General features: G+C 69.9%; 11 protein-coding genes. 6 read left to right on the top strand and 5 right to left on the bottom strand.

Annotation, left to right across the window (positions count from 1 at the left end):
• Nucleotides 1-30: 30 nt before the first annotated feature.
• Entirely contained in the window at nt 31-1,224 is a 1,194-nt protein-coding gene (locus BAMB_RS26565) for an ABC transporter substrate-binding protein (RefSeq protein ID WP_011660236.1), read from the bottom strand.
• A 355-nt stretch (nt 1,225-1,579) separates the two neighbouring features.
• On the opposite strand from BAMB_RS26565, the gene BAMB_RS26560 reads away from it, so the two are divergent.
• Genes BAMB_RS26560 through BAMB_RS26545 form a run of 4 tightly spaced genes read left to right on the top strand, consistent with a single transcriptional unit; the run spans nt 1,580 to nt 5,180 of the window.
• Nucleotides 1,580-2,593, top strand: a complete 1,014-nt coding sequence (locus BAMB_RS26560) for a LysR family transcriptional regulator (protein ID WP_011660235.1) — start codon at nt 1,580-1,582, stop codon at nt 2,591-2,593.
• A complete protein-coding gene (locus BAMB_RS26555; RefSeq protein WP_011660234.1) occupies nt 2,590-4,014 on the top strand; it encodes an NAD(P)-binding domain-containing protein in 1,425 nt (474 codons plus the stop codon). The genes BAMB_RS26560 and BAMB_RS26555 overlap by 4 nt, the downstream gene beginning before the upstream one ends.
• Nucleotides 4,015-4,059: 45 nt before the next feature.
• On the top strand, nt 4,060-4,590 hold the full coding sequence (locus BAMB_RS26550; protein ID WP_011660233.1) for a CMD domain-containing protein: 531 nt from the start codon (nt 4,060-4,062) through the stop codon (nt 4,588-4,590).
• Entirely contained in the window at nt 4,587-5,180 is a 594-nt protein-coding gene (locus BAMB_RS26545) for a peroxidase-related enzyme (RefSeq protein ID WP_011660232.1), read from the top strand. The genes BAMB_RS26550 and BAMB_RS26545 overlap by 4 nt, the downstream gene beginning before the upstream one ends.
• A 54-nt stretch (nt 5,181-5,234) precedes the next feature.
• Here BAMB_RS26545 and BAMB_RS26540 read toward each other — a convergent pair whose 3' ends face one another.
• Nucleotides 5,235-5,666: an Lrp/AsnC family transcriptional regulator gene (locus BAMB_RS26540; protein ID WP_006753967.1), complete on the bottom strand. Its 432-nt coding sequence runs from the start codon at nt 5,664-5,666 to the stop codon at nt 5,235-5,237.
• Between the two features lie 304 nt (nt 5,667-5,970).
• Between BAMB_RS26540 and BAMB_RS26535 the strand changes: the two genes are divergently transcribed.
• Together BAMB_RS26535 and ctlX are read left to right on the top strand one after the other, a co-directional pair.
• Nucleotides 5,971-7,050, top strand: a complete 1,080-nt coding sequence (locus BAMB_RS26535; RefSeq protein ID WP_011660231.1) for an ornithine cyclodeaminase — start codon at nt 5,971-5,973, stop codon at nt 7,048-7,050.
• A gap of 59 nt (nt 7,051-7,109) precedes the next feature.
• Nucleotides 7,110-8,111 carry a citrulline utilization hydrolase CtlX gene (gene ctlX / locus BAMB_RS26530; RefSeq protein WP_041491590.1) on the top strand — a complete coding sequence of 334 codons (1,002 nt, stop codon included), beginning with the start codon at nt 7,110-7,112 and terminating at the stop codon, nt 8,109-8,111.
• A 93-nt stretch (nt 8,112-8,204) separates the two neighbouring features.
• Here ctlX and BAMB_RS26525 read toward each other — a convergent pair whose 3' ends face one another.
• Genes BAMB_RS26525 through BAMB_RS26515 form a run of 3 tightly spaced genes read right to left on the bottom strand, consistent with a single transcriptional unit; the run spans nt 8,205 to nt 13,395 of the window.
• Nucleotides 8,205-10,961 (bottom strand): Hsp70 family protein, encoded by a 2,757-nt coding sequence (locus BAMB_RS26525; protein WP_011660229.1) that lies wholly within the window; start codon nt 10,959-10,961, stop codon nt 8,205-8,207.
• 5 nt (nt 10,962-10,966) lie between these two features.
• Complete coding sequence (locus BAMB_RS26520; protein ID WP_011660228.1) at nt 10,967-12,808, bottom strand: Hsp70 family protein; 1,842 nt, start codon at nt 12,806-12,808, stop codon at nt 10,967-10,969.
• Entirely contained in the window at nt 12,805-13,395 is a 591-nt protein-coding gene (locus tag BAMB_RS26515) for a DUF2760 domain-containing protein (RefSeq protein ID WP_011660227.1), read from the bottom strand. The genes BAMB_RS26520 and BAMB_RS26515 overlap by 4 nt, the downstream gene beginning before the upstream one ends.
• Between the last annotated feature and the right edge of the window lie 115 nt (nt 13,396-13,510).

Genomic DNA, 13,510 nt, shown 5'->3' with positions numbered 1-13,510 from the left:
CCGTTATGTGCATGCTGTTCAGGGCTGAGGTCAACGCGCGGCGAGCTGCGGCTTCGCGCCATCCCATAGCGCCCACTGCCCCTGCTTCACGACCAGATACACGGTGCGTGCGCCCGCGACACGGCGCGTCCGCGGATCGAAGCGCACCTTGCCGAAGATCACGCTCGGCACGTCGCTGATTTTCGCGAAGCCGTCGTGCGCGGCCTGGCGTGTCGTGCCGTAGCGGCGCAGCACCTCGGCCGACAGGATCAGCGCGTCGTACGCACGCGCGACGAACGAATCGGGATCGGCATGGAATTTCGCGCGATAGCGCTGCACGAACGCCTGCACCTCGGGGCGCGGTTCCGCCGGGAAGAAGTTCGATTCCGTATAGACGCCATCGACGGCCGCGCCGCCCAGCTCGAGGAATTTCGGCGAATACACGGAGCCAACCGCCGCGATCGGCAGCGTGACGCCCGACGTGCGCGCCTGCCGCACGATTTGCGCGCCGTCCGCGTAGTACGAGATCAGCACGATCGAATCGGGCTTCGATTCACCGATCCGCACGAGCGTCGAACGGAAATCCTTCTCCGTCGGCTGGTAGCCTTCGGCCGCGACGACCTGCGCGCCGAGCCCGGCCACCGCCTTCGCGAAGATGTCCTTGCTGGTGCGGCCCCAGTCGGTGTTCAGGTACAGCACCGCGATCCGCTTGAAGCCGAGTTCCTTCACCGCGTAGCGTGCGAGCAGCGGCTGCTCCTCGGCCTGGCTCAGCGCGGTGCTCCACAGATAGTCTCCGCCCTTCGTGAAGTCCGGATGCGAGTTCGTGAAGCCGAACTGGGTCAGCTGCCCGCGCTGGTAGATCGGCGACGCGGCCATCGACGTCGCGCTGGAGAAATCGCCCAGCTCGATCGCGATGCGCGGATCGGCGACGAACTTCTGCGCGATCGCGACGGCCTGACGCGGGTCGCTGCGGCTGTCCTGGAAGTCGACTGCGAGCGGCCGGCCGTGAATGCCGCCGCTGCCGTTGATCTCGTCGAGCGCGAGATCGAAGCCGCGCTTCCATTGCTCGCCGTACTGCGCGTCCTGGCCCGTGAGCGGCCCGCTCACGCCGATCACCACCGGCTCGCCCGACACACCGGCCGCGAGCGCACCGCCCGTCGACAAGCCCCATGCGGCAGCGAGCGCCGCCACCGTGCCCAGCACGCGCCGCCATGCGCCGCGTGCGTCGTTCCCCGAAACGTTCATGCGTCCCCCAGCTTCAGTCAGTCGAAAAGAGTGAGGGCATGTAACCATCCGGTTCAGGACGATCCAACGAAGTTTTGCGCATATCGATATCGTGCGCGGCGCGAAGCGCGTGATGCTCGCGAACGGCCATCCGCGCACCGCGTGTCGCACGATGCATCGGCATGCATCGCATCGCGTTGATTCGATTGGCGTTTCGTTCACGTCACCGGTCGCTACCGATGCTCACGCGCGCACCACCGGCCATCGCGACGATCGGGCGCTTCGAAGTTTTTGCGCTGTCGATAGCAAGAATCATTATATGAATCACGCATGCTCGCGCTCCTACAATGCGAAAATCGCATCATCGGAACGCGTCATGGAGCTGCATCAACTCGAAGCCTTTTCCGCAGTCATGTCGGCCGGCAGCGTAACCGGCGCGGGCGAACAGCTCGGCCGCTCGCAGCCGGCCGTCACGCGGCAGATCCAGGAACTCGAAGCCGATCTCGGCTACGCGCTGTTCGACCGGCACGGCCCGCGCGTCGCGCCGACGCGGCGCGCCTTCCTGCTTTACGAGGAAGTCGAACGCTCGCTAGTCGGCCTGCGTGCGATCGAGGCACGCGCACGGGCGCTCGGCGATGAAACCGCCGAACCCGTCCGCATCGCGGCGACACCTTCGCTCGCGGCCACGCTCGTACCGGCCGCGCTCGCCGCGCTGCCTGACCACGCGCACGCGCCGCACTACCAGTTGCGCAGCGAATCGGCCGAACATGTCGTCCACGAGGTGCTGGCCGGCACGGCCGATGTCGGCGTCGTCACGCTGCCGATGGCGCACGCCGGGCTCGACGTGCACTGGATCGCGCAGACGCCGTGCGTCGCCGTGCTGCCCGCCGGCGACCCGCTCGCGGCGCAGCCACGCATCGCGCTGCGCGATCTCGCGCAACGCCGCATCGTGACGGTCGCGAACCGGCACCGGCTGCGCCAGCGGATCGATGCGGCATTCGCGGCCGCGCGGGTCGACGCGCGCGTGTTCATCGAAACCAATGCATCGCTGAATGCGGTCATGGCCGCGCGCGCGGGCATCGGGATCGGCATCGTCGATCCGGCCACGGGTATCGCGCTGCCGGTGGACGGCGTCGTCGCGCGAGCGCTCGACGTCGACATCCCGTTCGCGTTCGGCGTTGCGACACCGGCCGGCAAGACGCGCACGGCGGCCGTCGATGCGCTGCTCGACGCGCTGCGCCGCACGACGCGCGCGCTGCTCGACGACGTGATCTTTCATGAAGCGGCCGCGCACGACGCGCTGTTGCGTGGCGATCGGCTGCGCGGCGGCCGCACGCCGCCCGCGCCTCGCCCGACCCGCCCCCGCCGTTCGCGCAAGGAGGCCGCATGACGACTTCGCTCGACGCACTCGAAGCCCGGCTCGCGCAAGACCTGCGCTGGCTCGACCTGCCCGCGCCGTCGTGGGTGCCGCCGCGAGAGGCAGACGGCACACGCGTGCTCGACGTCGCGATCGTCGGCGGCGGCATGGCCGGGCTCGCGGCTTCCGCCGAACTGCGCCTGCTCGGCATCGACAACCAGTGCGTGATCGACCGCGCGCCGGCCGGCTACGAAGGCCCGTGGGTCACGTTCGCGCGGATGGACACGCTGCGCTCGCCGAAACAGCTCGCGGGCCCCGCGCTCGGGCTGCCTGCGCTGACGTTCCGCGCATGGTTCGAAGCGCAATACGGCCGCGACGCGTGGGACGCGCTCTACAAGATTCCGCGCACGCAATGGATGGACTACCTGCGCTGGTATCGGCGCGTGCTCGACCTGCAGGTGCGCAACGACACCACGCTCGTCGCGCTGCGTCCGCGCGACGACGGCCTGCTCGCACTCGATGTGCGCGGCAACGGCGAAGCGCAGACGCTGCTCGCGCGGCACGTGGTACTCGCAACCGGCCGCGACGGGCTCGGCGGCCCGTACGTGCCGCCCGTCGCGCAGCGCGCGCCGCGCACGCGCTGGGCCCATTCGTCCGAGCCGATCGATTTCGCGGCGCTCGCGGGCAAGCGCATCGGCGTGGTCGGCGCGGGCGCGTCCGCGTTCGACAATGCGGGCACCGCGCTCGAAGCCGGCGCCGCACGCGTCGACCTGTTCTTCCGCCGCGCGGACATTCCGCGCATCAACAAGCTGACGGGCATCGGCAGCCCGGGCCTCGTGCACGGCTACGCCGATCTCGACGACGCGACGAAATGGCGCTTCATGCATTACGCGCTGACGTCGCAGACGCCGCCGCCGCGCGACAGCGTGCTGCGCGTGTCGCGTCACGGGCATGCGCATTTCCATGCGGGCAGCCCGATCGAGACGCTTGCCGAACAAGCGGACGGACTCGACGTGACGACGCCGCGCGGGCGCTACACCGTCGACTTCCTGATCTTCGCGACCGGCTTTCATTCGGACTGGACGACCCGCGCGGAATTCGCGTCGTTCGGCGCGCAGGTGCGGCGCTGGAAGGATCGCTATCGACCGGAGGCGGGCGCGTGGCTCGACGAGCTCGCCGAGTCGCCCGATCTCGGCCCCGCGTTCGCGTTCCAGGAGCGCGAGCCCGGCGCGTGCGCGGCCATCACGCGGATCCACTGCTTCAACCATGCGGCGAGCCTGAGCCACGGCAAGCTGTCCGGCGATATCCCGGCCATCAGCGCGGGCGCCGAGCGGCTCGCGCGCGGCATTGCGAGCCGGCTGTTCGACGCCGATCGCGATCGCCACTACGACGCGCTCGTCGCGTACGCGAACGCGGAACTGCAAGGCGATGAATGGCGCGACGCCGATGCGTGAGCGCGCGTCCATCGATCACATTGACGACGAAGGGAACCTGAAACGATGACTGAATCCATCACGCCGGCCGGCGCGCCGGACACGATCGATGCGGTAGCCGGCCTGCGCGACGGCGATGCGGTCGCCGCGCTGCGCCGCGCGCGCGGAAAGGTGCTGCTTCATACTCGGCTAAGCGAGGCTGCGCTGTTCGATCCCGCGCTGCCCGATCTTTCGCTGACCGAACGATTGCACGTGGCACGGTATGTCGCACAAAAATCGAATGCACGGGCATTGGCCGAGACTTATCGCGCACGACTGGTCGAGGCAGGCGGCACGCTCGACGATATCGCACACGCAGACGCCGATGCGTTCGACGCACTGCCTCGACGCACCGGCGCGATCCTTGCGCATGCGCGCCTGCTGACGCTTTCCCCTGTCGATGCACGCCCGTCCGATCTCGATGCGCTGAAGTCCGCCGGACTCACGACACCCGCAATCGTCGCGCTGTCGCAGCTCGTTGCGTTCGTCGCGTATCAGCTGCGCGTCGCCGTTGCCGCGCAAGCGCTTCAGGCACGTGCCGCCAAGGAGGCCGCATGACGACGACCGCCCACGGCTTCACGTCCGACACGCTCGGCTGGCGTGCCTGGCTCGACACCGTTGCGCTCGACGCCGCAACACCCGATCAGCTTGCCGTGCTCGAAGCCAGCCACCCGCACGCGAAGACGTCCGACTATTACCTGCTGCTCGTCCATCTTCCCGAGATCCTGCGGCAACGCTCGGGTGTATTCAACGCGATCATGTACGGCCCCGGCGGACTGTCGCGCGCGGAGCGCGAACTGGCCAGCACGGCCGTGTCGCGCGTGAACGGCTGCGTGTATTGCGCATCCGTGCATGCGCAGCGCTTCACGCAGCTCGCGAAACGCACCGACGCGATCGAGCAGGTGTTCGACGATCCGGCGACGGCCGGCACGACGGCGCGCGAACGCGCGATCGTCCGCTATGCGATCGCGCTGACGGAACGGCCCGATACGGTCGACGCGAGCGATATCGCCGAGCTGGAAGCCGAAGGGCTGACGCATGAGGACATTCTCGACCTGTCGCACGCGGTCGCGATCTTCGCGTGGGCGAACCGGTTGATGTTGACGCTGGGCGAGCCAGTGTTTCCGGAGCCGGCGGCCCACGCCTGAAGCCTGGGCAACCCGAACCTGTACGCAGGCTGACGCGGGTGCCACCCGCCCGCGTCACGCCTTGTGCGTCGACAACAAAATACTCGTCTCCGTGCTCGCGATCCCGTCGATCAACCGGATCGCGCCAAGCACGCGATCGAAATGCTCGAGCGAATCGGCATGCAGCTCGGCCACCAGATCCCAGCGCCCGTTGGTACTGTGGATCGACGCGACGTTCGGATGCCCGCGCAGCACCTTCACCACTTCCGCGCCGCGATTGCCCTGCACCGCGATCGACATCAGCGCGCGGATCCGGTGCCGCTCGGCCGCCGGCTTGAGCCGCACCGTATAGCCGACGATCACGCCGTTCTTCTCCAGCCTCGTCAGCCGGTTCTGCACGGTCGCGCGCGCGACGCGCAGTTCCTTCGCGAGGGCGACGACGGGCAGTCGCGCGTTGTCGCGCAGCAGCGCGATGAGCTGCCGGTCGACGTCGTCGAGCGTAATCATGAACGAACCTTCCTGTTGAACGTAACGAACGCGAGCCGGCCGCCAGCGTGCCGCAAAGCGCGCATTCCGACCCACGCGAATCGAACAAATTGCCGAATCGGCATAGCAATTTGCCAAGTCTATCGATAAATCTGCCACTTTTGCCGTCTTTTTGTTGGCTCGACTCCCGGAAATAATGACTTCATCGACCGGCAGCCCACGCTGCCACGCCGCATTTGATGGAGCCGGGGCCCGGGCCGACGCGCCCGCCCCGGTCGACCAGAACGCCGGACACGCGTACCGGCAACACAATGGAGACAGACCGATGACTCGCTTCCTCGACGTTCCCGCCACCGCCCGACTGATCGCCAAAACCGGCGTCACGCCGTTCCTGCGAGAGCTCGTCGACACGCTGCGCGCCGACTATCTGCACTGGGCCGACTTCGACAAGTCGCCGCGCGTCGCATGCCACTCGCGCGACGGCGTGATCGAGCTGATGCCCGTCGCGAACGCGTCGCTGTTTGCGTTCAAGTACGTGAACGGCCATCCCGTAAACGCCGCGCGCGGCATGCACACGGTGATGGCGTTCGGCGCGCTCGCCGAAGTCGACACCGGCTACCCGCTGCTGCTCGCCGAACTGACGCTGACCACCGCGCTGCGCACGGCCGCGACGTCAGTGCTGGCCGCGCAGGCCGTCGCCCGTCCCGACTCCCGCACGATGGCGCTGATCGGCAACGGCGCGCAGAGCGAATTCCAGGCGATCGCGTTCCACACGCTGCTCGGTATCGACGAGATCCGCGTCTTCGACGTCGATCCGCTCGCGACCGACAAGCTCGTTCAGAACCTCGCCGCGTATCCGGCGCTGCGCATCGTGCGCGCCGCGTCGACCGCCGATGCCGTGCGCGGCGCCGACATCGTGACGACCGTCACCGCGGACAAGGCCTATGCGACGATCGTCACGGCCGACATGATCGAGCCCGGCATGCACCTGAACGCGGTGGGCGGCGATTGCCCGGGCAAGACCGAGCTCGAAGCCGGCGTGCTGCAAGCGGGCCGCGTGTTCGTCGAATTCGAGCCGCAGTCGCGCATCGAAGGCGAGATCCAGCAGATGCGGGCCGACTTCCCGGTGACCGAACTGTGGCGCGTGCTGCAGGGCGAGACGAGCGGCCGCGAACGCGCGGACGAAGTCACGGTGTTCGACTCGGTCGGCTTCGCGCTGGAGGACTACTCGGCGCTGCGCTACTTGTACGCGCTCGCGCAGCAGCACAACGCGGGCGTCGAGATCGCGCTGATTCCGCCGGCCGTCGATCCGAAGAATCTGTTCGCGCTGATCGACGATCCGGCCGCGATCGCACAGGGTCACGCGGCGTTAGTGACCGAAGCCGTCGCCGCGTTCGCGCGCTGATCGACCTCCGCGGGCGGCCGGTGCGCCGCCCGCTCTCCTGCCCTTCGCTCCCGCCTTTCATGAATCTCGTATCGATCCAGGCGCCGTCCGCCGTCGTGATGATCCGGCCGCACCGCTTCGTGCCGAACCCGCAGACCGCGGCCGACAACGCCTTTCAGCGCACGGCCGGCAACGGCGCGGGCAGCCCGCCGTCGGTGTCGGCCGCCGCGCGCGACGAGGTCACGGCCGCCGCGCGGATGCTCGCCGATGCGGGCGTACGCGTGCACGTGTTCGACGACCACGGCGAGCGCGACACGCCCGACTCCGTGTTTCCGAACAACTGGTTCTCGACGCATCCGGGCGGGCACGTCGCGCTGTATCCGATGTACAGCGCGAACCGCCGCCGCGAACGGCGCGCGGGCGTGATCGAGATGCTGAAGGCCGAGTACCGCGTGCAGGACGTGATCGACTACTCGGGGCTCGAATACGACGACGTATTCCTGGAAGGCACGGGCGCGATGGTGCTCGATCACGTCGCGCGGATCGCGTACACCGCGCGCTCGCGCCGTGCCGATCCGGTCGCGCTCGAGCGCTTCTGCACGAATTTCAACTTCGAGCCGATCTGCTTCGACACGGCCGACGCGAACGGAAAGCCGATCTATCACACGAACGTGATGATGAGCGTCGCGACCGAATTCGCGATGGTCGGCCTCGACCTGATCGCGGATCGGCGGCGCCGCGACGAGATCGCGCAACGTCTGACCGAGACGGGCCGCACGGTGATCGCGCTCGATCACGCGCAGATCGCGAACTTCGCGGGCAATACGCTGGAACTGTCGGGCAAGGACGGGCGCGTGCTCGCGTTGTCGCGGCGTGCGTTCGACTGCCTCACCGGCGCGCAACGCGAGACGATCGCACGCTCCGCGCGGCTGCTGCCGCTCGACGTGCCGACGATCGAGCTGGCCGGCGGCTCGGTGCGCTGCATGCTCGCGGGCATTCACCTCGCGCGGCGCGCGGCAACTCGTGACGTGAAAGCAATCGAATCGGTGGAACGGCAACGCGAGCTCGTGCCGCATACCTAATAAACCGAGAGAGGGACGGGCCGCGACGCACGGCCCGACTCGACAGGATGATGCTTCGATCTGCGAACCGGATCGAAGCACCACGCCCTTGCGTCAACTGGCCAGCAGCTTCAACCCGGCCGGCAGCGTTTCGCCGAACACGCGCGCCGTGTCGGCTTCGTCGAACGCGATCGCCTCGCGCACCATGTCGATCCACGCCGCCGACGCATTCGCGGCCGACAGCCGCTTGATCACCGCTTCGCGCGTGTCGTCCGGCAGATCGCGTTCGCGGTCGCCCGTCATCCGCGCGATTTGCGCGGCCGCGAAGGCCGCCGGTTCCACCTGCTTCCAGTCCAGCGCGAACAGCGCGTCGAGCCAGCGGTTCGCGATCCCGGCCGGCACGACACTGTGCGCGCTGCCGTAGAACGGCCGGCGCGCACCGATCCGCCCGAGCGCCCACGCGCACAGCGTGCGCTCGGCCGGCTTCTGCAATTGCACGATCAGTCGCTCGGCCAGTTCCACCTTGCGCTCGACCGGCAATCGCTCGAGCGACGCGGACAAGCGCGTCATGTCGGTCGGGCCGACCTTGGCCGGGTCGAATGGCAGCTTGCGGCGCTTGTCGTCGGACGGTTCGAGGAATGCGATCGCGTCGCGCACCTGGGTCTGCGCATCGTCGTCGAGGCCGCCGGCCACGCGCCGCCACAGCGTCCACCACTCCGACCACACCTGCGCGTCGTTCACGTACTGAATCCCGTCGTCGAACAGCGGCCACAGCTGCTCGATGCGCCATGCATCGAGCGGATGGCCGAAGCCGGGGCGCAGGCAATAGCCGGCCAGGTTCAGCCATGCGCGCTCGTGATCGGCCGAGCGCCGCCGACGACGCGCCCGTGCGAGCAACGCGTCGAACAGTTCGCGCGCGAGCGCGACGTCCCACTCGTCGCGCGGGCCGAGCACCTGTTCAAGTTGCGCGCGCAACCGTCGCGTGTCCTTCGGCGTGACGCCCGCGGCCTTGCTACCGAACGAGCGGTCGATCAGCTCGATCGCGTGGTCGACACGCGGATGGCGCGCCGGCGCGGCGCCGTCGCCCTGCGCGGGCGCATCGCCGCGCAACTGGAATTCGAGCCGCCAGCGCCGCGATGCATCGTCGGTCGCGATGCAGTGCATCTCGAGCGTGCCGACCTCGGTCAGCGACGCGGTGAGTTTCACCGGCGTTTCGCGGGCGTCGCCGCCGGCCTGCCGGTCGACGACCGTCGCGATCGGCGGCAGCCGCACGAAATCGCCGCCGTCCAGCTCGACGAGATCGCCGGGCCGGTACGCGGTGTCGGCCACCGTCGATACGAGGTGGAAACGTACCGGCTGCCCGAGCTGCAGCGCGAACGTGCGCTCCTCGAGCCGGATCTCGCGGCCTTCCTCGGCACCGCGCGGCAGCAGGCAGACGCCGCGCGGCGCGGCGTCGCTCTCACCCTCACCGTCGTCGAGCACGAGGAAATAGCTGCGCGCGGAGCCGCCGCCGATGCGCGGCGCATGCCCGGCGCGCGCCAGGCCGTACGCCACCGCGCCGCGCGCGACGGCCACATCCGGATGCGCGTTGTGCAGCACGTCGAGCGGTGCGCCGCGCCATGCGCCGAGCGTCTGCGCGAGGCGGCCGGCGAGTGCACCCGCGCGGAACACGCCACCGTTGAGCAGCAGCGTGTCGGGCAGCGGGCGTTCCGCATGACGGTTCAGGAACGCGGCGACGTGGCGCGTGACGCCCGGGTCGCTCGCATACGGCAAGCCGAATTCGACGATCGCGGCCCGCGCACGACGCGGCAGCTCGCCCGCCTCGACCTGCGGAAAGAAACCGTCGACGACGACCTGCTCGACTTCCTGCCGCGTCAGCTCGGCCGAGCGCGCGCCGCCGACGAGCTTGCTGCCCGCGCCGAGCAGCGTCACGGTGACGGACGCCGGCGCGTCGTCGCCGAGCAGCCGCTCCTTCGCGGCGCGGCAGCGTTCGACGAGCTGCGACAGGCTCGCGGCGGACAGCCGCGTGCCGGGCTCGGTCAGCCGCGTCTCGACCAGCCGCGCGAGCGCGAGGTCCATGTTGTCGCCGCCGAGCATCAGGTGATTGCCGACGCCGACGCGCGTGAAGGTCGGTTCGCCGTCGTCGCCGGGCGCGACATCGACGAGCGTGAGATCGGTCGTGCCGCCGCCGACATCGCAGATCAGCACGCGGCGCGGCGCGGCGAACGTGTCGCGCAACGTCGCGCGCTGGCCGTACAACCAGTCGTAGAACGCGGCCTGCGGTTCTTCGAGCAAGCGCAGCGCCGGCAGTTTCGCGCGCCTCGCGGCCTCGACCGTCAACGCGCGTGCGCCGTCGTCGAACGAGGCCGGCACCGTCAGGATGATGTCCTGCTTCGCGAGCGGCGCATCGGGAAAGCGGGCATCCCACGCGGCACGCACGTGCGCGAGATAGCTCGCGCTCGCGTCGACCGGCGACACCTTGTCGACACCGTCGGCCGCGCCCCACGGCAGGATCGCCGCGAGTCGGTCGACCGATGCGTGCGACAGCCAGCTCTTCGCGCTGGTGACGAGCCGGCCCGGCACCTGGGCGCCGAGCGTGCGCGCATAACGGCCGATCACGGCCGGCGGCGCGTCGGCGGCGGCCGCGCCGGCCTTCGGAGCGGCCGCCCACGGCAGGCGCAGCGCGTCCGGCGGCAGCTCGCCCGCCGCCGGGTGATAGCGCACCGACGGCAGCAGCGGCTGCGCGGCCACCGCGCCGGGGCCGACCAGCTGGTCGACGTCGAACACGCGGATCGCGTCGGAGCCGGCCTCGACGTATGCGACGACCGTGTTGCTCGTGCCGAGGTCGATGCCGACGGTATAGCGCTTCATCGCGCTCAGGCGGCGCCGCGCACGTCGAACTCGACCTTCCAGCGCTCGTCCGTCCCGCTCGGGATCGCCTCGAGCTCGAGCGTGCCGGCTTCGGTCACGCGCGCATGCAGCTTCACCGGCACGATCTCGCCGACCGTGCGCCCTTCGGCGGGCAGCGTGGCCTGGATTTCCTCGAGCTCCTGCAGCTCTTCCGCCGACCAGTAGTCGAGCAGCGTGCCGACCTCGTCCTGACGGCGCACCGACGACCCGAAGAAGCGGAACTGCACCGGTTCGCCGACGACGAGCCCGAACTCCTGCGGCGGCAGCGCCGCATCCGAGCCTTCCTCCATCCCGAACGGTGCGACGCACAGCGCCTGCACCGGCGGTTCGAGCCCCGGCACCGCGGGCATCGCCGATTCGATCGCGACGTAGTACGCACGCGCCGTGCCGCCGCGAATGCGCACGCCACGGCCGCGCTTCACGAAGCCGTAGTACGCGGCGCCGCGCGCGACCGCGAGATCGAGGTCCGCGCCTTCGAGCAGGCGCGCGGCCGGCGCACCTTCGGCGGCCAGCCAGCCGTTGAGCGTATCGAGCACGCGCTGCGTGAGCAGCGCCGACTTGAACACGCCGCCGTTGAACAGCACGGCGGTCGGATGCAGGAACGTCGCGCCCTGCGGCAGCGTGCGCTGCACGCCTTCGAGCGCGTCGAGCGCCGCGACCTGGCGGCCGAGGAACGCCGCGAGATGGCGCGTGATGCCCGCGTCCTGCGCATACGGCAGGCCGAGCTGCGTCAGGCCGACGCGCGCGCGGCTCACCGGCCGCGCTGCCGCATCGACTTGCGGGAAGAAGCCTTCGAGGATCGTCTGCGTGAGTTCCGCGCGCGTCAGTTCCGTGCGGATCGACCCGCCGATCAGCTTCGAGCCGCGGCTCGGCACGACGAGCGGCACCGCGTCGGTCGTCGGGTCGGACAGCAGCGTTTCCTTCGCGGCGCGGCACGCGTAGGTCAGCGCGCGCAGTTGCCACGGATCGGCCTGCGTGCCCTGCTGCGCGAGCTTGCGCGCGACCACGTGCGCGAGCGCGAGATCCATGTTGTCGCCGCCGAGCAGGATGTGCTCGCCGACTGCCACGCGATGCAGCTCCAGGTTGCCGTCGCGCTCGACCACCGCGATCAGCGACAGGTCGGTCGTGCCGCCGCCGACGTCCACGCACAGGATCAGGTCGCCGACCTGCACCTGCTTGCGCCAGCCGCCTTCGCTCTTCTGGATCCAGCTGTAGAGCGCCGCTTGCGGCTCCTCGAGCAGCGTCATCCGCGTGTAGCCGGCGGCACGCGCGGCTTCCGCCGTCAGTTCGCGCGCGGCCGGGTCGAACGACGCGGGGATCGTGACGGTGACGTCCTGGTCGGCGAACGGGGCATCGGGATGCGCGTGGTCCCACGCTTCGCGCAGGTGCGTCAGGTAGCGGATCGAGCTTTCCAGCGGCGACACGCGCGCCACTTCGGGCGGCGCATCGCTCGGCAGGATCGCCGCGCGGCGGTCGACGCCCGGGTGACACAGCCAGCTCTTCGCGCTCGACACGAGGCGGATCGGCGTGCCCGCGCCGCGGGTGCGCGCCATCTCGCCCACCGCGAAGCCGCGCGAGTCCGTCCACGGCAGCGTCAGGTCGCCCTGCGTCAGCTCGCTTTCATGCGGAAGATAGAGGAACGACGGCAGCAGGTCGCGCGACTCCAGCGCACCGGGCGCGGTCAGCTGCGCGATCGGCAGCACCTGCTGCGTGATTTTTTCGCCGTCGCTCGCGGCGCTGTCGACGTACGACAGCGCGCAATGGGTCGTACCGAGGTCGATACCGATCGAATAGCGTGGATCGCTCACAGTTCCACCTCCGCCGGTGCGACCACCGATGCGTCGTGGCTGCCCGTCAGCTTCGGCAGGCGCACGTCGGCCACGCGCCAGCCGCGATGGCTGACCGTGCCCGTGAAGGGTGCCGCGCCGACCACTTTCCCCGTCACGCGCACGGCCGTCGCGTCGAAGCCGGCCGGCAGCGTCACGCGGCTGCCCTCGGCTTCATCGCGCACCGGCACGATCGTGAAGTGTTCGCGCAGCGCGGCACGGCAGCCGTCGTGCACGAGGCGTGCGGCGGCGCCGATGTCGGCGTCCGCGTAGCCGGCGATGTCTTCCTCGACGAAGTCGATGAAGCGCGCATCGCGCTGCAGCAGGCCGAGCAGTTGCAGTGCGGCTTGCGGGCTCGCTTCGCGCAGCTCGGGCGCCGGCGCCTTCACGGGCGCGGGTGCCGGAGCCGCGGCGGGGGTCGGCGCGACCGGCGCCGGGGCGACCGGTGCCGGCGCGCCGTCGCGCAGGCGCAGCACGCCGGCCGCGAACTCGCGGTTGCCGAGCACGGAGAAGAACGTGCCGACGGCCAGCGACAGCCGGCCGAAGAAGGACAGGTTGGTTTCGGGCATGGGGTCTGGACTCCTGTGGGCTCGCGACGCGGCGAGCATCTTGCCTGGGCGCCCGGCGACGGCGTGCGGTTGCGCACTGCCGCCGCCCGGCGCGTGATTCGGACGCGCCCTCTCG

Origin of the sequence: Burkholderia ambifaria AMMD (genome assembly GCF_000203915.1) — a bacterium.
Taxonomy (GTDB): domain Bacteria; phylum Pseudomonadota; class Gammaproteobacteria; order Burkholderiales; family Burkholderiaceae; genus Burkholderia; species Burkholderia ambifaria.
This window is presented reverse-complemented; position numbering and strand designations above follow the sequence as displayed.

Coding starts and splice junctions, on each gene's coding strand:
- BAMB_RS26565 (WP_011660236.1), bottom strand. CDS start 1,224: ATGAACGTTTCGGGGAACGACGCACGCGGCGCATGGCGGCGCGTGCTG.
- BAMB_RS26560 (WP_011660235.1), top strand. CDS start 1,580: ATGGAGCTGCATCAACTCGAAGCCTTTTCCGCAGTCATGTCGGCCGGC.
- BAMB_RS26555 (WP_011660234.1), top strand. CDS start 2,590: ATGACGACTTCGCTCGACGCACTCGAAGCCCGGCTCGCGCAAGACCTG.
- BAMB_RS26550 (WP_011660233.1), top strand. CDS start 4,060: ATGACTGAATCCATCACGCCGGCCGGCGCGCCGGACACGATCGATGCG.
- BAMB_RS26545 (WP_011660232.1), top strand. CDS start 4,587: ATGACGACGACCGCCCACGGCTTCACGTCCGACACGCTCGGCTGGCGT.
- BAMB_RS26540 (WP_006753967.1), bottom strand. CDS start 5,666: ATGATTACGCTCGACGACGTCGACCGGCAGCTCATCGCGCTGCTGCGC.
- BAMB_RS26535 (WP_011660231.1), top strand. CDS start 5,971: ATGACTCGCTTCCTCGACGTTCCCGCCACCGCCCGACTGATCGCCAAA.
- ctlX (WP_041491590.1), top strand. CDS start 7,110: ATGAATCTCGTATCGATCCAGGCGCCGTCCGCCGTCGTGATGATCCGG.
- BAMB_RS26525 (WP_011660229.1), bottom strand. CDS start 10,961: ATGAAGCGCTATACCGTCGGCATCGACCTCGGCACGAGCAACACGGTC.
- BAMB_RS26515 (WP_011660227.1), bottom strand. CDS start 13,395: ATGCCCGAAACCAACCTGTCCTTCTTCGGCCGGCTGTCGCTGGCCGTC.